The sequence below is a fragment of the Catellatospora sp. NPDC049609 genome (assembly GCF_040675365.1).
GTDB lineage: Bacteria > Actinomycetota > Actinomycetes > Mycobacteriales > Micromonosporaceae > Catellatospora.
Map to the genome: position 1 here is coordinate 1 of NZ_JBFAOU010000087.1, position 20,091 is coordinate 20,091.

The window sequence follows — 20,091 nt, forward strand, 5'->3', positions numbered from 1 at the left end:
GACCAGTTGGTTGGCGGTGGCCAGTTCGGGGCAGCGGGCCAGTAGGGCGGTCAGCTTTTCGGCGTCGGCGCTGGTGAGGTTGTCGGGGTGTCGGCCGCGCACGTACGCGAGGCGGACCCGGCGGTCGCCCCAGACCGCCGCGGCCAGCTCCGTCAGGCAGGGCACCGGCTCGGACGTGCCGAACCACCGGACCGGGTCGAGGTGGAAGCGCTCGGCGCTGCGGGCCGCCCGCTGCCGGGCCTCGCCGGTCAGCCCGGCCCAGACCTTCATCCGGGCGCCCTCCAGCATCTCGCCGAGGCCGAGCTGCTGCGCCGGGCCGGCCAGCCCGAGGAACGCCAGCGCGCCGGCCTCGTCCAGGCCGACGCCGGTCAGCCGGGTGCGGTAGCCGCCGTCGAGCCGGTAGCCGCCCGCCGGGCCCCGCGCCGCGCGCACCGGCACGCCCGAGGCGACCAGCGCCTCGACGTCGCGCTGCACCGTACGCTCGCTGACCTCCAGCAGCCGGGCCAGCTCCTGGCCGGACGCCTGGCCGCGGACCTGGAGGTGCAGGAGCAGGGTCATCATCCGGGAGGCGCGCATCGGCTCATCTTCGCCGACGTATACGACAGAGGATGTCGGGAATTCGGGGCAGACTCGTCTGCGGCCGTGCCGATCGGGGCACGGCGTGCGTGGAAAGGCGACGACATGACCGAGCAGCCCGTCCGGATCTCACCCGAGCAGTTCCACCAGGCCGAGGGGGTCGACGACTGGCGCGTCATCGGCGACGGCGCGTGCGCGTGGTTCCGTACGCCCTCGTTCGCCGCGGGCGCCCGGCTGGTGCAGGCGATCAGCGAGCTGCCCGGCGGGCACAGTCCCGACGTCGACCTGCGCGCCGGCGCGGTGACGGTGCGGCTGGTCACGTGGGTGCCCGGCTTCTTCGGGATGACCGAGGAGCACGTCGAGCTGGCCCGGCAGATTTCAGCGGCCGCGCGGGGGCTCGGGCTGACCGCCGACCCGTCCCTCGCGCAGAACGTGCAGTTCTGCATCGACGCGCTGGACGTGGGCGCGGTGATGCCGTTCTGGCTGGCGGTGCTCGGCTACACCGAGCGGGGTGACTGCCCCGGCGACATGATCGACCCGCGGCACCGCGGGCCGCTGGTCTACTTCCAGGAGATGGACGCGCCGCGCCCGCAGCGCAACCGCGTCCACCTCGACATCTGGGTCGCGCACGACCAGGCCGAGGCGCGCGTCAAGGCGGCGCTGGAGGCCGGCGGCCGCCTGGTCACCGACGAGAACGCACCCTCGTGGTGGGTGCTGGCCGACGCCGAGGGCAACGAATGCTGCATCGGCACCTGGCTGACCAGGCACTGACCCGTGTGGCGGCGGGCGTTCGGCTGGGCGGCACTGCCGCTGCCGGCCGGCGCCGCGCCCGGTCCGGCCGGCCGGGACGGACCGCGCCGCCTGATCTGCTGCGCACGGAGCCGCGCGAAGGCGGAGCGGCCCGCCACCGGACCGCCCCGCCACCGGTCAGCGCCGCTTCAGGGCGAAGACGCCCCAGCCCAGGTACGGCCGCTGGTAGCGGACGTAGTCGAGCGGCGCGCGGTCGAGCTCGGCGCGGAACTGCGCGGCCAGCTCGTCGTCCGGGTTGGCGTCGAGCCAGGTCCGGATGCTGAACCACTGCGCCGCGACGTACCGGTCCCAGCTGTCCTCGTCGGCGAGCACCATCTCGACCAGGTCCCAGCCCTGCGCCTGGAACAGCTCGACCAGGCCGGGCAGGGTCCGGTAGTCCTCCTTGACCCGGCCGTGGCACGCCTCGACGGTGGCCTGGTCCGGCGGGTCCAGCCGCCAGAACGGCTCGCCGACCAGCACCAGCCCGCCCGGTCGCAGGCTGCGTTCGAGCAGCTCGACGGTGCCCGCCGGCCCGTCGCCGAGCCAGGTGGCGCCGATGCAGCACGCCACGTCGACCGGGGTGGGGGACACGTGCCCGGCGGCGTCGCCGTGCACGAAGCGCACCCGGTCGGCGACGCCGAGCACGGCGGCGCGTTCCCGGGCCTGGGCGGTGAACACGGTGCTGATGTCGACGCCGGTGCCGGTGATCCCGTGGTCACGGGCCCACAGGCAGAGCATCTCGCCGCTGCCGCTGGCCAGGTCGAGCACGGTCGTGCCCGGCCGCAGGCCGACGGCCCGGCCCAGCACGGCGAACTTCTCCTCGGTGAACGGGTCGTGGATGCGGTGGCCGCTCTCGCGGATGACGAAACTACGTGGAAGATCCACTTCTGCGATTCCTCTGGTCGGGTCCAACGGTCGGCATGCAGTCGAGGTTGACCACGGGCGCGGGCATCAAAGCACCTCCAGAGATCGTGAAAGCCGCAACCTAGCGGCGGGCGGCGGTGCCGTCGAGCGGGTTTCCGGTCCCCGCCTCCCCCCGGAGGGCGGGGACCGGTGCGCGCTCAGGCGAGCCGGCGCAGGCCGACGAACTGCAGCTCGGCGAGCGCGGCCACCGCGGCGGCCTGCACCAGCACGAACGCCGTGCCCGCGCCGGTGAGCGGGTACGGGCCGGCCAGCGTCAGCACCACACTGGCGATCACCCAGCCGGCGTTGCCGACGATCACCGTCCACACCGCGCCGCGGCTGATCCGGCGGCGGGTGCCGATGGCGACGAGCAGCGCCGCGTACCCGATGAGGAACGCGCCGACCGGCGCCGACAGGCTCCGCGGCGCGCCGAGCAGCTCGCCGAGCGGGCCGCCCGCGGCCAGCAGCAGCACGCCCATGGCGCCGGAGGCGACGGCGTCGGCGGCCAGCGCGATCCGCAGCAGCCGGTCGGGCGCCGTACCCGTCGCCATGGTGTCGAGGTCACGAGTCGTCATCGGTCGTCTCCTTGCCTGAGGGCCACGGGCGTGGCCGCGGCGGGCCGCAGCGCGGCCCGGTCGGTCGCCACCCACGATCGGGTGCCGAGGGTCGCGGTGTCGATGACGTGCGAGGTAATGGCGCCGGTGCGGGCGGCCCGCATAGGGTCGGTCGCGGGGAGGGACCGATGACGACGACGGCGCAGGCGCAACGTCCGGTGGGCGAGCTGCTGCGGCAGTGGCGGGAGCACCGCCGGCTGTCCCAGCTGGACCTGTCGAACCAGGCCGAGGTGTCCACCCGGCATCTGAGCTTCGTGGAGACGGGACGCTCGCGGCCCAGCCGGGACATGGTGCTGCACCTGGCCGAGCAGCTCGACGTGCTGCTGCGCGAGCGCAACCGGCTGCTGCTCAGCGCCGGGTACGCGCCGGTGTACGCGCAGACCGCGCTGGACTCGCCACCGATGGCCGCGGTGCGCACCGCGCTGCGCCAGGTGCTCGACGGCCACGAGCCCTACCCGGCGGTCGTCGTGGACCGGTGGTGGCACCTCGTCGACGCCAACGCCGCGCTCGGCGTGCTCACCGCCGGGATCGCGCCGCACCTGCTGGCCGCCCCCGCGAACGTGCTGCGGGCCGGGCTGCACCCGGACGGCATGGCGCCCCGCATCGTGAACCTCGGCGAGTGGCGCGCGCACCTGCTCGGCAGGCTGCGCCGGCAGGTCGCCGCGACCACCGACCCGCAGCTCGCCGACCTGTACGCGGAGCTGTGCGGCTACCCGTGCGAGCAGCCCGAGCCGGAGGTCGAGACGCCGGGCGCGGGCGACATCGCGTTGCCGCTGCGGCTGCGCCACGAGGGCGGGGAACTGGCCTTCATCAGCATCGTCGCGACGTTCGGCACGCCGCTGGACGTCACCGTGGCGGAGCTGACGATCGAGTCGTTCTTCCCCGCCGACCGGCACACCGCCGACGTGCTGCGGGAGCTGCACGGGCAGGGCGGCGCGGCGTCCACGGCGGACCCGCGGCCTTGACGGCCGGGTCCGCGGGTGCCTACGGTACGCGGCGACAACTGAAGACTTCGCCGACAGAACCACGGCGGGAGAGTCCCGGTGCGGCCGGGACGCCGAAGGAGCAACCACTCCCCGGAATCTCTCAGGCACCCGTACCGCCGCGGTGAGGCGACTCTGGAAAGTCAGGACGGCAGTCCTGCGCCCACGGTGCAAACCACCCCGCCGGTGGTGAAGCTCTCAGGCTCCATGACAGAGGGGGAGGCACACCGACCCCGGTGCCGCGCGTCGCGGCACCCCGGACCAGGGAGCCTCCCGTGAGCACTGCCGTACCCGCGCACCTGCGCTACACCCGCGAGCACGAATGGCTGACCGGCGACGGCGACGTCGCGACGGTCGGCATCACCGCGTTCGCCGCGGGCGCGCTCGGCGACATCGTCTACCTCGAACTGCCCGCACCCGGCCGGACCGTCACGGCCGGCGAGCCGTGCGGCGAGGTCGAGTCCACGAAGTCGGTCAGCGAGCTCTACGCCCCCGCCGACGGCGAGATCGTCGCCGTCAACGAGGCCGCCACGGCCGACCCGGGCCTGCTCAACAGCGACCCGTACGGGCAGGGCTGGCTGTTCCGGCTGCGCCTGACCGGCACCCCGGAGCTGCTGGACGCGGCCGGGTACGCGGCGCTCACCGGGCAGGACGCGTGACCGGGCTGGAGCGCACGCTCGCCGAGTTCGACCCCGAGGTGGCCGCGGCGCTGCGCGCCGAGCTGGGGCGCCAGCGCGACACCCTGGAGATGATCGCCAGCGAGAACTTCGCGCCGCTGGCCGTGCTGCAGGCGCAGGGCTCGGTGCTGACCAACAAGTACGCCGAGGGCTACCCGGGGCGGCGCTACTACGGCGGCTGCGAGCACGTCGACGTCGTCGAGCGGCTGGCGATCGAGCGGGTCAAGGCGCTGTTCGGCGCGGCGTACGCCAACGTGCAGCCGCACTCGGGCGCGCAGGCCAACGCCGCCGCCATGGCCGCGCTGATCCAGCCCGGCGACACCATCCTCGGGCTGGACCTGGCCCACGGCGGCCACCTCACGCACGGCATGCGGATCAACTTCTCCGGCCGCCTCTACCGCGCCGTGGCGTACCGCGTCTCCGAGCAGGACGGACGCGTCGACATGGGCGAGGTCGAGCGGCTCGCGCACGAGCACCGGCCCGCTCTGATCATCGCGGGCTGGTCGGCGTACCCCCGGCAGCTGGACTTCGCCGCGTTCCGGCGGATCGCCGACGCGGTCGGCGCCCGGCTCATGGTGGACATGGCCCACTTCGCCGGGCTGGTCGCGGCGGGCCTGCACCCCAACCCGGTGCCGTACGCCGACGTGGTGACGACCACCACCCACAAGACGCTCGGCGGCCCGCGCGGCGGCGTGGTGCTGACCCGCCACGAGGACGTCGCACGCAAGGTCGACAGCGCCGTCTTCCCCGGTCAGCAGGGCGGGCCGCTGCAGCACGTGATCGCCGCGAAGGCGGTGGCGTTCCGGATGGCGGCCGAGCCGGAGTTCGCGCAGCGGCAGCGGCGTACGCTCGCCGGCGCGCGGCTGCTCGCACAGCGGCTCGGCGAGCCCGACGTGGCGGGGGCGGGGATCACCGTGCTCACCGGCGGCACCGACGTGCACCTGGTGCTGGTGGACCTGCGCGCGTCCACGCTGGACGGGCGGCAGGCCGAGGACCGGCTGCACGCGGTCGGGATCACGGTGAACCGCAACGCGGTCCCGCACGACCCCCGGCCGCCGCTGGTCACCTCCGGGCTGCGCATCGGCACCGCCGCGCTGGCCGCCCGCGGCTTCACCGAGCCGGACTTCGTCGAGGTCGCCGACGTGGTCGCGCAGGCGCTGCTGCCGTCCTTCGACAGCGCGGTCGCCGCCTGGCTCCGCTCCCGCGTCACCGCCCTCACCACCACCCACCCCCTCTACCCGGGCCTCTGAACCCCGCCCGCCCGCTCCCTTTTTTCCATAGACGTTGGCCTATCTGGATGACTTTTCGTAGATCACCTTCATCCGGATAGGCCAACGTCGATCAAAAAGCCGGCCGGGAGGGGCTCAGCGGTCGGTGGTGGGCGCGGGTGCGGCGCTGGGCCGGGGCAGCGCGCCGAGCTGGGTGTACACGTTGTCCGGCGTGGCGGTCCGGGTGACCGTCTCGGCCAGGAAGCCGGCCGCGTGCACCTCGGGCACGTCGGTGTCGGCGAGCACCACCAGCGTCGCGCTGCGCTGCGGGATGGACATGACCACGCTGGTGTAGCCGGCGATGCTCCCGTCGTGCCCCCACCAGCCGCCGCTTTCGAAGATCGCGAACCGGTACGCGGCCCCCGGTCCGGAATCCTGCGCCCGCGCCAGCCGCAGCGCCTGCGTCGCCGGGTCCAGCAGGCTGCCCTTGCCCAGCGCCAGCGCCCAGGAGGTCATGTCGGCGTACGACGACACGGCGGCGCCCGCGGCCCCGGCCCAGGACGGGTTCCACAGCGAGGCGTCGGCGACCGCGCCGCCCGCGCCGCGGGTGTAGCCGCGCGCGTACGGCGCGGGCAGCTCACCGGTGGCGGGACAGCTCGTGTGGGTCAGCCGCAGCGGCTCGAACACGTGCTCGCGGAGGTGCTCGCCGTAGGGCTGCCCGCTCACCCGCTCCACCGCCATGCCCAGCAGCACCGCGTTGACGTCGACGTCCTCGAAGCGGCTGCCGGGTGCGAAGCTGAGCGGGTGTGCGGCGGTGACGGCCACGAGCTCGCGCGGGGTCACCGCGCCCGCGCCCGGCCCCGCGGGCAGCTTCGCCAGCATCGCGTCGACGAAGGACCGGTCCTGCTCGTACGAGTACAGGCCGCTGCGCATGTCGCCGAGCATCCGCAGGGTGATCCGGTCCCCGGCGGGCACCCCGTCGACGTACCGCGCGATCGGATCGGACAGTCGCATCAGGCCCTGCTCGACCAGCCGCAGCACGGCGGTGCCGGTGAACGTCTTGGTCACGCCGCCGATCCGCATGTGGTCGTCCAGGCTCATCGGCCTGCCGGTGACGTCGTCGCTCACGCCCAGAGCCCGGCTGTACTCGACGACGCCCGGCACCGAGATGCCGACGATCGCGCCGGGGATGCCGAGCTGCCGCATGGCCGCGGTGACCGCGATGTTCAGCCGGGCGGGCAGATCGTCGACGGGCGCCGGGGGCGTGCTCGCGGTGCCCGGCACCGATCGGGTCGCCGCGCATCCGGCGGTCGCCGCCTCGACGACCAGCGCGCCCGCCCCGGCCAGCAGCCCGCGGCGCGACACCCGCCCCACGGCCGATACGGCCCGGCCCGTGGTGACCGCATTTCGGCCTGCGGGCGGCGCGGTCTGGTCGGCCGGCGTCGCGGCCCGGCCACCGGTAGGTGCGGCTCGGCTTGCGGGCGGTGGTCCTTCCGCGCTCATCGCGGGGGCCAGAGGGCGTCGATGCGGGCGACCGAGCGGTCGATCTGCGCCGTGGTCACCCTGCCCTCGCGGATCAGCCGCAGCACCAGGTCGACGGTCTGCTCGACGACCGCCGTGTCGTAGACGGCCTGGTTGCAGAAGACGAGCTGGTCCACGCCCGCTTGCAGGGCGTACGTGGTGGCCTCGTCCCGGCCGTAGCGGCTGGTGATGGCGACCGCCTGCATGTCGTCGGTGACCACCACGCCCTCCCAGCCGAGCTGCCCGCGCAGCAGGTCGGTGACGACCGCCTTGGACAGCGACACCGGCCGGTCGGGGTCGAGCTTGCGGTTGAGGAAGTGGGTGACCATCACCGTGTCCACCGTGCCCGCGTCGATGAGCCGCTGGAACGGCTCGATCTCGGCGCGGGTCCAGGTGCCGGTGACGTCGACGGCCTCGAAGTCGGTGTTGCCGGAGGCGCTGCCCAGCCCCGGGAAGTGCTTGATCGAGGTACGCACGCCGGCCTTGCGGTACTCGCCGATGGTGTCGGTGCAGCAGGACACCACGACGTCCGGGTCCGCCGAGAAGCTGCGCTGGAGCAGGGCGATCGCCGGGTTGTCCGGGTTGACCGCGAGGTCGGCGACGGGGGCGAAGTTGAAGTTCACCCCGATCTGCACCAGCGTCTGCGCCATACCCGCGGCCCAGGCCCGGGTCTGCGCAGGGGAGTTCGCCGCGCCGATCTGGGCCTGCGACTTCGTGGCGGGGAAACCGTTCTGCGGACCGAGCCGGGCGATCCGGCCGCCCTCCTGGTCGATCGAGACGATCAGCCCGTGCGGCGCGGCCTCGGTCAGCGACTTGATCAGCGCGGTGACCTGCGGCGGGGAGTCGATGTTGCGGCTTCCCTCGCTGAGCTGGTCCCGGTCGAACAGGATGACGCCGCCGAGCCCCTGCTCGCGGATGGCCCGCATGATCCAGTCGTCGGGGCCCACCGTGGCGCCGCGGAAGCCGACGATCATCATCCGGGCGATCTTCTTGCGCAGCGCCGCCTCGTCGGCGGGGCTGGGGGCCGGCGATGGGGTAACCGGTTGCGCCGCCGTCGCCGCCGGCGTCGTGGTGTCCTTGGCCCGGCACGCGCCGAGCCCCGCCGCCACCGCGGCCGAGCCGATGCCCGCGAGCAGCCCACGGCGGGTCAATCCGTCGCGCGTCACCCCATCCACGTTACTGACCAGGCAGGATCCGAACCCCCTGATCATCGCGATCCGGAACCCGGCGATCTTGTCTGCGGTGCCCCCGATTCCGGCCTCGAACCGTATCTTCCGCCCGCCGCCCGCCGCCCGCCGCCCGCCGCCCGCCGCCGCCCCTTCCCGGGCGGCGGCCCAGCGCGTCATCACGTTCTGCGCCCAACACGGGTGCAGCTGCCCCACGGGCGCACTGTGCCGACCAAGATCCCGTCGATCTTGCGCGAACTGTTAGGGCTTCGTCCCTTTCGTGCGTGTCGTACCCACAGTTCGCGCAAGATCGGCGTGGGCAGGTGGGTCGGGGTGGGGCGCTTCAAGCTGCGGGCGGCTTACTTGGCCACGATTCTTGCACTAGCTTGCAGCGTGCTAGATGTTTCTTGCATAAACTCTGCTGCCGTGGCCCTCTGATATGACTCGTGAGCGGGTCTGAAATCTGCGCCAGCGGTGGTGGTAACGCCGAATCGGCTCGGTAATTCGCTGGTATAGCGCGCTTTTGGCTTGACGGCAGGGTCTCGGGATGGCCTCGACCGCTTGTCTATTTTTTGCGTAGAGCTATGGACTCGGGGACCGCGGCGGTCTTACTCTGCTGGCGTCCCGTTCGGTGCGCCCTCGCGAGGTGTCCGCAACGCGGCCGCCGCGTCACCGCCCGCTCCGCGTGCCGGCGGCGGCCCCACCACACCCCTGATCCGATGCCGCGCACCCCCGGTACGCGCGTTTCGTCCTGATAGGAGCCATTGATGAAGCTCCGCTCCACCCTGCTGGCCGCGGTCGCCGCGACCGGCCTGCTCGCGGCGTCGAGCCCCGCGCTCGCCGGCGCCGCGCCCGCCGCCCCGACCCCGCCCACCCTGCCCGGCACCGCGCTGCCGCTACCCGACCTGCCCGGCGGCCCCGGCGCGACGGTCCCGTTCACCGAGTACGAGGCCGAGTCGGCCCGCACGAACGGCTCCGTGCTCGCGGCCACCCGCGCGTTCACGAAGCTCGCCGCGGAGGCGTCCGGCCGCCGCGCGGTCGCCCTCGACGCGGGGGAGTACGTCGAGTTCACCCTGGCCAAGGCCGCGAACGCGGTCGACGTGCGCTACTCGGTGCCGGACGGCACGACGGCCGCGCTGACCGTGACCGCGAACGGCAGGGCCGCCGGCTCGCTGGCGCTGACCTCGGCGTACGCGCACGTGTACGGCAACTATCCGTACACGAACAACCCGGCCGACCGGGGGCAGCACCACTACTTCGACGACGCGCGCACCCTGCTCGGCCGCACGCTGGCCGCGGGCACCCGGGTGCGGCTGCGGGCGAGCGCCCCCGCCGTGCTCGACCTCGCCGACTTCGAGCTGGTCGCCGCCGCCGGGTCCAGCCCGGACGGCTTCCTGAACGCGCTCGACTTCGGCGCCGACCCGACCGGCGCGGCCGACTCGGGCCAGGCGCTGCAGACCGCCATCGACGCGGCCCGCGACCAGTCGCGCGGCCTGTGGATCCCGCCGGGCGAGTACGCGGTGACCCGCAAGCTCCAGGTGGACCGGGTGACCGTACGCGGCGCCGGCCCCTGGCACACCGTGCTGCGCGGCGCGGGCGTGGGCGTGTTCGGCAACGCCGCGCCGACCCCGAGCACCGGCGTGCACCTGTCCGACTTCGCGGTCTTCGGCGCCACGACCGGCCGCGACGACTCCACCATCGACAGCGGCTTCGGCGGCTCGCTCAGCGACTCGACCATCAGCAACGTCTGGGTGGAGCACGTCAAGGTCGGCATGTGGTTCGACGGCCCGTCGCAGAACCTGACCATCGACGGCGGCCGCATCAAGAACGTCTGGGCCGACGGCCTGAACCTGCACAACGGCGTCAGCCACAGCACGGTCACCGACCTGTTCGTGCGCAACACCGGCGACGACGGCATGGCCATGTGGTCGGCGAGCAACGCCGACACCGGCAACACCTTCGCCCGCAACACGGTGTCGCTGCCGATGCTGGCCAACGGCCTGGCGGTGTACGGCGGCCGGGACAACACGGTTCGCGACAACATCGCCGCCGACACCGTCACCCAGGGCGGCGGCGTGCACGTGGGCAACCGCTTCGGCGCGAGCCCGCTCGCGGGCACCACCACGATCAGCGGCAACCTGCTGGTGCGCACCGGCAGCCTGGTGCCCAACGAGCCGACGCAGATCGGCGCGCTGTGGTTCTGGGCGGCCGACGGCCCGATGACCGGCGCGATCAAGGTGCGCGACCTGTCGCTGGTGGACAGCTCGTACGCCGGCCTGCACTTCTTCGGCAAGAGCATCACCAACGTGTCGGTGGAGCGGGTGGCCGTGCTGCGGGCCGGGACGGTCGCGCTGCAGCTGCAGGCACCGGGCGCGGCGAGCTTCGCCGGGGTGGTCGCGGTCGGGCTCGGCGGGGCCGGGGTGCACGACTGCGCCAGCGGCTTCGCGGTGACCCGCGGATCGGGCAACCTCGGCTGGTCGGGCACCCGGTGCGGGTTCGCCCCGGCCGGGCAGCTGGAGATCGCCCAGGCGACCGGCGTCGACTACGGCTTCCAGGCGCTGGGCGGCGCGGCGGTCCAGCCGGTCGCGATCACCAACCCCGGCCCGGAGCCGATCACGGTCGAGGCCGTCGTGCCGCCGCGCGGGTACACCGTCGACGGGGTCTGCCCGGTCATCGCCGTCGGGGCCACCTGCACCCTGTCGGTGCGGTTCGCCCCACAGACCTCGGGCAACTACGCCGGGCTGCTCACCGTGCACAGCAGCTCGCCCGCGGGCCCGTACGTGGTGGGCCTGCGCGGCATCGGGTTCGACCCGGACGGCAACCTGGCGCTGGGCCGCGACATCACGTCGAGCTCGCAGGCCGGGTGGTGGATCGCCCCGCCGAACCTGGTCGACGGCGACCCGGCGACGTACTTCGAGTCGCTCAACGGGGCCTTCCCGCAGACCGTCACGCTGGACCTGGGCCACCAGGTCGAGATCTGCCGGATCGTGCTGAAGCTGCCCGCCAACTGGGGCGGCCGCCGGCAGACCATCGCGGTCGCGGCCGACGGGGCGCCGCTGGTGCCCGCGGCGGAGCACCTGTTCGCCCCGGAGACCGGCAACGTCGTCACCATCGCCTTCCCCGCCGTCACGGCCCGGGAGCTGACGCTGACCTTCACGTCGAACACCGGGTGGCCGGCCGCCCAGATCTCCGAGTTCGAGGTGTACGCGAACTGATCGGCGCCCCGGCGTGCAGCGCCCCGTTCACCCCGCTCCGGCGGCGTGCGCGGGGCGCTTTCACCGGTCAGCGGTGGTACGCGGCCGCGTGGGCGGGCGACAGCGGGCTCGGGCCGCGGTGGCCGGACGGCTTGAGCGTGGCCCGCGCCGTGTCCTGGGCCTTGCGGATCTCCGTCATCAGCCGGTCCGCGGGCACCGGACGGGCCAGTGCGAAGCCCTGCACCTGGTCGCAGCCGAGCTCGTCCAGCATCGCCAGCGCGGTGAGGTCCTCCACGCCCTCGGCCGTCACGAACAGGCCCAGGTTGTGCGCCAGCTCGATGGCGCTGCGAACCAGGATCGCGTCGCCGGGATCGGTGGCCAGATCGTGCACGAACGTCTTGTCGATCTTCAGCTCATCGGCGGAGAGCAGCTTGAGCTGGTTCAGCGAGCTGAACCCGGTGCCGAAGTCGTCGATCGACACCTGCACGCCGTCGCGCCGCACCCGGCGCAGCACGTCCTGCGCGCGGACGGGGTCGGTGGTCATGCCGCTCTCGGTGATCTCCAGGCGGAGCAGGGTCGCGGGCAGGCCGTGCTCGGCCAGCGCGGAGCGCACCTGGCCCACGAACGCGTCGTCGAGCAGGCAGTTCGGCGAGACGTTGACCGAGACGGTCAGCGGGTGGCCCTGCGCGCACCACTTCGCCGCCTGCTTCACCGCGATCCGCATCAGGTGGTAGGTGAGCGGGATCTCCAGCCCGCCGGTCTCCGCCACGTACAGGAACGCGTCGGGCGCGAGCAGGCCGAGCTGCGGGTGCTGCCAGCGCACCAGCGCCTCGGCCGCGGTGACCGTGGCGTCGGCCAGCCGCACCTGCGGCTGGTAGTAGAGCACCAGCTCGCCGTGCGGGTCGCCCTCGGTCAGCAGATCACGCAGGTCGCCGAACAGCGCCATCCGGCTCGGCTGGTCGGTGTCGACGTCGGGGTCGTAGAGGGCCACGCCCTTGCCCGTGGTCTTGGCCCGGTACATCGCCGCGTCGGCGTGGCGCAGCATGTCCTCGGCGCTGGTGCCGGTGGAGCCCAGCGCCATGCCGACGCTGCCGCTCACCGCGGCGGAGCCCGCGGGCAGCAGGTAGTTGCGGCGCAGCGCGCCGGTGGCCCGCTCGGCGATCTCCAGGGCGGCCTCCACCGACCCGACCCGCGGCAGCAGCACCGCGAACTCGTCGCCGCCCAGGCGGGCCACGGTATCCCCGTCGCGGACCACCTTGCGCAGCCGGTGCCCGGTCTCCACCAGTACGTCGTCGCCGGCCTGGTGGCCGAGCGTGTCGTTGACGGCCTTGAAGCCGTTCATGTCGATGAGCATGACCGCGAGCCGGTCGGCCGGGTCGGCGCTCGCCGGGTCGAGCGCGTCCTCCAGCCGCCGCTGGAACAGCAGCCGGTTGGCCAGCCCGGTGAGCGGGTCGTGCAGCGCCTGGTGCTGGCTGACCTCGGCGTGCTGCAGCACCCGCCGCTGGTAGCCGAGCATGACCCGCCAGATCGCGGCGACCAGCCCCAGGCCCACCGCGAACCCGACGACCGTCGCGGCGAACATCCGGGTCTGCACCTTGCGCAGGTCGGCGACCAGCTTCTGGGCCTGGGTGTGGTGGGCGCGCGACACCTCGGTGATGTCGTGCTGGAGCGTGTAGTAGGCCGGGGTGACCTCGAGCCGGTCCTGGGTGACCGCCTGCGGGTTGCGGTCGGTCACCATGACGATCAGCTCGTCGGCCGCCTGACGGTATGCCGACTGCTCGGCCTGCAGGCGCAGCGCGTCCTCGTGGGCCTCACCGGTGCTCAGCTCCACGGCCCGGCGCAGCGCCGCGTCGGCCTGCGCGGCCGACTCCAGGTAGCGGGCACGCGCGGCGACCGAGGGTTCCAGCTGGTAGTGGCGGGCCTGCATCTCCTGCACCGCCACGGCCGAGCTGGCCTCGCTGAAGATCGCGTCCAGGACCAGCGCCTTGGCCTGCACCTCGGTGGCCTGGGTGGCCTGCAGGGTGCCCCAGAGGGTGAACGCGCCCAGCCCGCACAGCACGGCCGCCAGGGCGGCGGTCATGCCGAGGCTGCGGCGCGGCCGCAGCACCGGATCGGCCCGGCGGGCGGCTGCGCCCTGCCTGCCGAGCCGTTTGACGGCCCGCCTCCAAGACGGCCAACGCATGTTGTGGGGGTCCTCCTCCGACGGGTCCAGCGGACCGGCCTGTTGCGGTGCTGCAAGCAGTAGAAGCCGCCCACCCTATGCGGCAATTCCGATTTTCCCGAGATTAATGATAATAATTCACGATATGGACAAGCCCCACGAGTCGGGCGCGGCGCGCCGTATGTTGCGGGTGGTGAGCGTGATGCTCACCGCCGCGCTGTGCGGTGTGGTCGCCGCGTGCGGCGGGTCGCCCGAACCGGACGCCAAGCCCCAGGTCGTGCGTCTGGGTGCACTGGTGCCGCTCACCGGCGACAACGCTCCGACGGGCAAGCGCCTGCTGGAGGCGTACCAGATCGCGATCCAGGACGCCAACGAAGCCGGCGGGGTGCTCGGCCGGCAGGTGGAGCTCGTCGTCGGCGACGACGCCTGCGACCCCGGCACCGCGGTGGTCAAGGCCAACGAGATGATCGGCCGTGACATCACCGTATCCGTCGGCGGGGGCTGCAGCGTGGCCGCGGTGCCCACGCTCAAGGTGTTCCACACCGCCGGCATCCCGATGATCATCCCCGCGGCGAACTCGACCGACCTGCTGGTCCCCGGGTACAACAGCGTCTTCCTGCTGTCGGGCACCACCACCGTGGAGGCCTCGCACGCCGTGGCCGCGATGGAGTCGATGGGCCGCAAGCGGCTGCTGGTGATCGACGACGGCACCAGCTTCCCGGAGACCATCGCCGACGCCGCCGTGACGGACATGCGCGACAACGGGGGAAAGCTGTCCCTGGTCGGCCAGATGACCATCAGCCAGGGCGCCAACAGCTACCCGCGGGTCGTCGACACGGTCGAGGAGACGAACGCCGACCTGGTCTTCTTCACCGGGTACTACCCCGAGGCCGCGCGCGTGATCCGCGACCTGCGCGACTCCGGCTTCCAGGGCGCGATCATGCTCTCCGACGCGGGCACCGATCCCACGCTGTTCGACCAGCTCACCCCGAAGCAGGAGCAGGGGGTGTACGGCATCACGCTGCCGCTGGCCCAGTTCGAGCCGCGCGCCACGCAGTGGGCCGCCAAGTACCGGGCCTCCTACGGCCACGAGCCCGGCCCGTTCACCATGCAGGCCTACGACGCCGTCCGGCTCAGCCTGAACGCGATCCAGCGGGCCGGGACGGTCGACCGCGAGGCCGTACGCCAGGCGATAGCCGGGACCACGCCGGCCGACATCGAGCTGCTGTCCGGGCCGGCCCGGTTCCAGGCGAACGGCACCCAGCCCAACCCCACCTTCGTCCTGCTGCAGATCAAGAACGGCGAGTTCGCCCTCGTCCGCGAGGTCAGCTGACCGTGGCGCACTGACCGGCCGACCGTGTCCCACCGGCGGCCGGGGCGGCGGCCCGGTGCCGCCGGTCGCCCGCGCGGGGGCCGGGCGGGCGACGTTCACCTCCTGAGCCGCGGACTCTCCGGTCCCGACGGTGGTTAGCGCCCCTGCGAGCGGGTATCCGGTCGGCGACGGGCCGCGTCCTTCAGCGTGCTCGGCACGGAAAAGGAGGTCTGCTCATGGCAAGGAACAACGGAGTCGCCGCTTCGGCGGAACAGCTCAAGGAGACGCTCGCCGAGTCGGGCCGCGCGGTCGCCGCGCAGGCCGGCGAGGTCAAGCACACCCTGGTCGAGTCCGGTCACACCCTCGCGGCGCAGGCCGGCGAGGTCGTGCACGACTTCGCCGAGCGGGTGCCGTCCAGCTCCCAGGAATGGGAGGCGGCGGGCCGCGACGTCATGGAGAGCATCCGGCGCAACCCGCGGCCGTGGGTCATCGGCGCGGCGGTCGTGACCGTCGTGTGGTGGCTGGGCCGTAAGTCGAAGCGGTCGGCGTAACGGTCGCTCCGGCACCGCGAGGGCCGGTCGGCTCCACCCTCCCCGGGGTGGGAGCCGACCGGCCCTCGCGGTGTTCCCGGCGGTCGGACCTCGCTCGCTCCCTATCGGACCGTCGTCCGGTGCGCAATCCCTCGGTGACGGACATTGTGTGCGATCGGCCGAGGTGGAGAGTGCGTAACCTGCCGAACGGTCGGGGTGGCGGGGGCCTCGCGGGGTGGGCCAACCAGTCTGTGCGAACCGTCTACATGCGACCTCAATTGGTCTTTCGGGCAATAGTTACAGACGAATAGTTTTCGCGTGAATCATCTCTTATCGCTGTCACCTGCTGTAGTCTGCACCGAGCTACCCGTTACCGTTGCGGTGATCCAGGCGCGCCGTGCGGCGACGACCCGCGGGTGGCGACACTTTCCGGGGAGCGGGTGTGCTTGACATCGACGATTGCCTCCAGCAGCTGATGGAGCTCCAGGGCGTGCACGGGGCGAGCCTCATCGACTTCCCCAGCGGATCGGTCATCGGGGCGGCCGGCCGCGGGCCGGGCAGCATCGGCGACGCGCCCGCGGACGCCGCCGGCATGATCCACGCGACCATGCAGACCGCGGCGTTCGCCACCGTCGGGCAGCCCGCCCATGTCGAGGACATCGTGATCACGGCGGGCAACGGGTACCACGTGATGCGCCTGCTGCGCTCGGACATCGAGGCGCGGATGGTGCTCTACCTGTGGCTGGACCGGGCGGTGGGCAACCTGGTGGTGGCGCAGCGGCAGCTGAGCGCCATCGCCGCACAGTTCAGCGCGAACTGACCAGCGCATGTCGATGAGCCCACGACAGCCGCTGCTGCGCGAGTCACTGGAGCCGTGGTGCGCCGCCGGCGTCACCGGCGCGCTGCGCGTCCTCGACCCGCCCGGCGGAGTGGTGTACATCGTGGACGGTCGCATCGCGTACGCCGAATGCCCGGTCGCCTCCGGGCTGGAGCGGCTGCTGACCGCCTCCGGCCGGCTGCCCGCGGAGGCGTGGCGCACCGCGGTCAACGCCGGCCGCGCCCAGCACCGCATCGGCCCCGAGCTGGTCGACGGCGGCCTGGTCGGCCAGGCCGAGCTGGAGGCCCTGAACGTCATGGCCCTCTACGACGCCGCGTTCTTCCTGTTCGACCTCGTGGTGGGGGCGCAGTTCGAGCACCGGGCCCGCCACCCGGTCGGCCACCTGCGCACCCTCGACCTGCGCGCGGTGTGCCAGGAGGTGGACCGGCGCAAGCGGCTGCTCGCCGACGCCTGGCCCGACGCCGCCATCGACACCGCGGCGGTGCTGCCGCAGCGCCGCCTGCGCTCGCAGTGCGTCGCGCTGACCGCGCTGCAGTGGGAGGTCGTCGCCAACGCCGACCGGCGCCGCAGCCCCATCGACCTGGCGCGGCTGCTGGGTCGCGACACCTTCTCGGTGATGCTGGAGGTGCGCCGGATGGCGCGGGCGGGCCTGGTCGAGCCGGGCCGTCCCGGCGGCTCCGCGGCCGCGGAGTCCGTCGCCACGGTGCGCGCCCGAGCGGCCGCGGGTCTGCCCACGACCGGCGAGCACGAGCAGGTGGGCAGGCACGCCCGGCGCGCGCCGGAGCCGGAACCGGTCGCCGAACCCGAACCGGTCGACGTGAGCCTGCCGCCGCCCGTGCTCCCGCACCGCGCCGTACGCCATGAGCCGCCGGCCGGCTACGCGGAGCGGACCGGTGCCGGGGAACCACAGGTGTCCGAACAGATCCTCGCCCGCCTGATCGCCGGGCTGGGGGCGCTGTGATGCGGCACCTTCTGAGATCGGTCCTACGCGGTAGGAGGAGAGGAGTCACCCCTTTGGCACCTGACAGCCCGGTGCTCGCCGAGATACGCGAGCTGCGCGAGCGACTGCCGCACGTGGTGGGCGTGGTCGTGGCCAGCGTGGACGGCATGCTGATCGCGCAGGACACGCACGGCATCGAGCCGGAGGTGTTCGCCGCGATGTCGGCCGCCCAGCTCGGCCTGGGGCAGCAGACCATCGCCGCGGTCCGCGCCGGCGAGTTCCGGGAGACGGTCACCGCCGCCACCGACGGCTATGTGGCCACCTTCGCCGCCGGTCCCACGGCGCTGCTCACCGTCATCGCGGGACGGGAGCTCAACGTCGCCCGCCTGCACCACGAGGCCCGCCCGGTGGCCGCCCGCATCGGCGCGCTCGTGCAGCGCGCCGTCCATCGCTGACCAACCGATCGAACGACCCTTCATCCGGAGAGAACAGAGGTACACCATGGCTGACATGGAGAGCTCGCTGCAGGAAGCGATGCAGATCGAGGGCGCGACCGGCGTCGCGCTCGTTGACTACACCAGCGGCATGGCGCTGGGCACCCTCGGCAGCAGCAAGGACTTCGACCTGACCATCGCGGCCGCGGGCAACACCGACGTGGTACGCGCCAAGCTGCGCACCCTGGAGATGCTCAAGCTCAAGGAGAGCATCGAGGACATCCTGATCACGCTCGGCGCGCAGTACCACGTGATCCGGCCGCTCACCAGCCGCAACACCCAGGGCCTGTTCCTCTACCTGGTGCTGAGCAAGAGCCGGGCCAACCTGGCCATGGCCCGGCACAAGCTCAAGACCATCGAGGAGGGCCTGCAGATGTGACGCCGACGTCCGCGTCGCCGATGGTCAGGGCCGCTGCGCCGGGCCATCGGCGGTCGGGCGGTCGTGATCGGACGTGATTCACTTTAATCTTCGTTCAAATCTGCTATATCGCAGATCGCCCCATGGCGATCAAGGCTGGTCGATCTCATACTGTCCAGTAAGGAAGCGCCGCCGCTTCCCGACCGACAGGAACGGCGCCCGGCTGGCACCGAGCGCCGCTCTAGGCCTCGTCCCACGCAGGGAAGGGAGGACCGATCTCATGTCATATTGGCGCAACAGCCTCCCTCCCGGCAAGGGCCGTTCGAGGGAGAGCGAGGATGCCCGTCTTCTATCGAGGTCCCTGCGCACACATCACCCACCGGGTGCTGGACGTGCGCACCCCGGTGCCCCGCCGGTTCGCGGTCCGCGAGCTGAGCGGCGTGCACATCGTCGAGCTCGCGGCTGAGCACGACGCATCCGGCGCCACCGTCCGGCTCTACGCGACGGGCACCGCCGGCGCCGCCGTCGTGGCGGCCTGGCCGGTGCTCGGCTCGACCCCGCTGACCGTCGTGGCCACCCTCGCCGCGGCCGTGCTGGCGGGGGTCGGCGGGTGCTGGCGCCCGAGGATTCACTCCTACGAGTTGCGCGGGGTCTACCGGGGCCTGCCGCGGGTGCTGTTCCGCAGCGCCGACCCGCGGACGTTCGCCCAGGTGGCCCGGGGCTTGTTGCGAGCGATGCAGTACGCGGCGGACTACGACACGAATTGACATCGCTTCACCTGACAGGCCACATTCGAGATGCCGCGGGTGTACCGTGACGGCGTTGTGTCGCACAGCGGCATCTCGATCTGCCGTATAGCTGCCTGAGGAGCGGGATACCTGTCGGGAGGACCCAATGGTCACGGGTGACTCACCTGCGGTAGCCCGCCGTCGGCTCCGGATGGCCCTGCGCCGCTCGCGCGAGGCGAGGGAGTTCACCCAGGGCCAGGTCGCCGAGGCGCTCGACTGGTCGCTGAGCAAGGTGCAGCGGATCGAGAGCGGCGAGGTCACGGTCTCCGGCACCGACCTGCGGGCATTGCTGGCCTACCTCGACGTCACCGAGCCGGGCACGGTCGAGCAGCTCGCCCGGGACGCGCGCGCCTCGCGTCGCCGCGGCTGGTGGGACCAGCCCGGCTATCGCGCGCATCTCACCCCGGCGACGATGCAACTGCTGCAGTTCGAGAGCCAGGCCGTCGCCATCCGCTGCTTCTCCTCGACCATGGTGCCGGGCGTGCTGCAGACGCGCCGGCACGCGGACGCGGTGTTCGCGTTCTGGAACCGCGAGATCTCCGAGCTCTCCGACGAGCAGCGCGACACCCGCCTCGAAGTGCGCATGCGACGGCACGAGCAGGTGTTCGGGCGCGAGGAACCGCCCGCCTACCTGCTGCTGCTCGACGAGTCCGTGCTGCACCGCGAGGTCGGCGGTCCGGAGGTCATGGCCGAGCAGCTCCAGCAACTGCTGGAGAACGTCACGGCGGGCAGGGTGACGCTGCGCATCGTGCCCTTCTCGCGAGCCGCCGTGGTGGCCATGCTCGGTGCGTTCGTCCTGCTCGACCTCGACGTGGAAGGCGACACCGTCCTCTACCGCGAGAGCTGGCTGCGGGACGAGATGGTGCACGCGTCCGAGGCGGTCAACCGGCATCGCTGGATGTTCGACGAGATGTGGCGACATTCGTACACGGAGGAGAAGTCCGTCCTCCTGCTCGAGGCGCGAATCGCGACGCTGCGCGCGTCGCTGGAGCGCTGAAACCCCCGCCTGATCCATCCCACTGCCATCAAGGAAAGGAAC

General features: G+C 72.7%; 19 protein-coding genes and 1 riboswitch. Of the genes, 13 read left to right on the forward strand and 6 right to left on the reverse strand.

All coding sequences use genetic code 11. The annotated features are described in order from the left end of the window. Positions 1-576 (reverse strand): HTH domain-containing protein (locus AB0J67_RS23050; protein WP_363485481.1); only part of this gene is annotated, 576 nt, incomplete at its 3' end. A gap of 105 nt (positions 577-681) precedes the next feature. Here AB0J67_RS23050 and AB0J67_RS23055 point away from each other — a divergent pair. Then, positions 682-1,347 (forward strand): VOC family protein, encoded by a 666-nt coding sequence (locus AB0J67_RS23055; RefSeq protein WP_363485482.1) that lies wholly within the window; start codon positions 682-684, stop codon positions 1,345-1,347. Between the two features lie 156 nt (positions 1,348-1,503). On the opposite strand, the gene AB0J67_RS23060 is transcribed toward AB0J67_RS23055, so the two are convergent. Both AB0J67_RS23060 and AB0J67_RS23065 read right to left on the reverse strand, forming a co-directional pair. Continuing rightward, positions 1,504-2,250 carry a class I SAM-dependent methyltransferase gene (locus tag AB0J67_RS23060; protein WP_363485483.1) on the reverse strand — a complete coding sequence of 249 codons (747 nt, stop codon included), beginning with the start codon at positions 2,248-2,250 and terminating at the stop codon, positions 1,504-1,506. 176 nt (positions 2,251-2,426) lie between these two features. After that, on the reverse strand, positions 2,427-2,843 hold the full coding sequence (locus tag AB0J67_RS23065) for a hypothetical protein (protein ID WP_363485484.1): 417 nt from the start codon (positions 2,841-2,843) through the stop codon (positions 2,427-2,429). Between the two features lie 167 nt (positions 2,844-3,010). Between AB0J67_RS23065 and AB0J67_RS23070 the strand changes: the two genes are divergently transcribed. From AB0J67_RS23070 to glyA, 3 genes are all read left to right on the forward strand, one after another. Further along, positions 3,011-3,847: a helix-turn-helix transcriptional regulator gene (locus AB0J67_RS23070; RefSeq protein ID WP_363485485.1), complete on the forward strand. Its 837-nt coding sequence runs from the start codon at positions 3,011-3,013 to the stop codon at positions 3,845-3,847. 55 nt (positions 3,848-3,902) lie between these two features. Next, positions 3,903-3,994: riboswitch (glycine riboswitch) on the forward strand. Positions 3,995-4,140: 146 nt separating this feature from the next. Then, positions 4,141-4,524: a glycine cleavage system protein GcvH gene (gcvH, locus tag AB0J67_RS23075; protein ID WP_363485486.1), complete on the forward strand. Its 384-nt coding sequence runs from the start codon at positions 4,141-4,143 to the stop codon at positions 4,522-4,524. Then, positions 4,521-5,792 carry a serine hydroxymethyltransferase gene (glyA, locus tag AB0J67_RS23080; protein WP_363485487.1) on the forward strand — a complete coding sequence of 424 codons (1,272 nt, stop codon included), beginning with the start codon at positions 4,521-4,523 and terminating at the stop codon, positions 5,790-5,792. Before gcvH ends, glyA begins: the two co-directional genes overlap by 4 nt. A gap of 114 nt (positions 5,793-5,906) precedes the next feature. On the opposite strand, the gene AB0J67_RS23085 is transcribed toward glyA, so the two are convergent. Beyond that, positions 5,907-7,124 (reverse strand): serine hydrolase domain-containing protein, encoded by a 1,218-nt coding sequence (locus tag AB0J67_RS23085; RefSeq protein WP_363485488.1) that lies wholly within the window; start codon positions 7,122-7,124, stop codon positions 5,907-5,909. Positions 7,125-7,249: 125 nt separating this feature from the next. Further along, positions 7,250-8,437 carry a glycoside hydrolase family 3 N-terminal domain-containing protein gene (locus tag AB0J67_RS23090; RefSeq protein ID WP_363485489.1) on the reverse strand — a complete coding sequence of 396 codons (1,188 nt, stop codon included), beginning with the start codon at positions 8,435-8,437 and terminating at the stop codon, positions 7,250-7,252. A 767-nt stretch (positions 8,438-9,204) separates the two neighbouring features. Between AB0J67_RS23090 and AB0J67_RS23095 the strand changes: the two genes are divergently transcribed. Beyond that, positions 9,205-11,652, forward strand: a complete 2,448-nt coding sequence (locus tag AB0J67_RS23095; protein ID WP_363485490.1) for a glycosyl hydrolase family 28-related protein — start codon at positions 9,205-9,207, stop codon at positions 11,650-11,652. 67 nt (positions 11,653-11,719) lie between these two features. Here the strand turns inward: AB0J67_RS23095 and AB0J67_RS23100 are convergent, their stop codons facing one another. Continuing rightward, positions 11,720-13,813, reverse strand: coding sequence for a bifunctional diguanylate cyclase/phosphodiesterase (locus tag AB0J67_RS23100; protein ID WP_363485491.1), 2,094 nt, complete (start codon positions 13,811-13,813; stop codon positions 11,720-11,722). A 124-nt stretch (positions 13,814-13,937) separates the two neighbouring features. Here AB0J67_RS23100 and AB0J67_RS23105 point away from each other — a divergent pair, with 124 nt between their 5' ends. The 8 genes from AB0J67_RS23105 to AB0J67_RS23140 all read left to right on the forward strand — a co-directional run bounded on the left by AB0J67_RS23105 (position 13,938) and on the right by AB0J67_RS23140 (position 20,049). Continuing rightward, entirely contained in the window at positions 13,938-15,125 is a 1,188-nt protein-coding gene (locus tag AB0J67_RS23105; RefSeq protein WP_363485492.1) for a branched-chain amino acid ABC transporter substrate-binding protein, read from the forward strand. A gap of 215 nt (positions 15,126-15,340) precedes the next feature. Further along, positions 15,341-15,655: a hypothetical protein gene (locus AB0J67_RS23110; RefSeq protein WP_363485493.1), complete on the forward strand. Its 315-nt coding sequence runs from the start codon at positions 15,341-15,343 to the stop codon at positions 15,653-15,655. 421 nt (positions 15,656-16,076) lie between these two features. Beyond that, entirely contained in the window at positions 16,077-16,454 is a 378-nt protein-coding gene (locus AB0J67_RS23115; RefSeq protein WP_363485494.1) for a hypothetical protein, read from the forward strand. Positions 16,455-16,467: 13 nt separating this feature from the next. Continuing rightward, positions 16,468-17,433 carry a hypothetical protein gene (locus AB0J67_RS23120; RefSeq protein ID WP_363485495.1) on the forward strand — a complete coding sequence of 322 codons (966 nt, stop codon included), beginning with the start codon at positions 16,468-16,470 and terminating at the stop codon, positions 17,431-17,433. 53 nt (positions 17,434-17,486) lie between these two features. Further along, the gene (locus tag AB0J67_RS23125) at positions 17,487-17,867 is read left to right on the forward strand and encodes a roadblock/LC7 domain-containing protein (protein ID WP_363485496.1); all 381 of its coding nucleotides are present in this window, start codon (positions 17,487-17,489) and stop codon (positions 17,865-17,867) included. 46 nt (positions 17,868-17,913) lie between these two features. Then, positions 17,914-18,285: a hypothetical protein gene (locus AB0J67_RS23130; protein WP_363485497.1), complete on the forward strand. Its 372-nt coding sequence runs from the start codon at positions 17,914-17,916 to the stop codon at positions 18,283-18,285. 317 nt (positions 18,286-18,602) lie between these two features. Further along, entirely contained in the window at positions 18,603-19,031 is a 429-nt protein-coding gene (locus tag AB0J67_RS23135) for a DUF6232 family protein (RefSeq protein ID WP_363485498.1), read from the forward strand. Between the two features lie 172 nt (positions 19,032-19,203). Then, on the forward strand, positions 19,204-20,049 hold the full coding sequence (locus tag AB0J67_RS23140; protein WP_363485499.1) for a helix-turn-helix transcriptional regulator: 846 nt from the start codon (positions 19,204-19,206) through the stop codon (positions 20,047-20,049). Positions 20,050-20,091 lie beyond the last annotated feature (42 nt).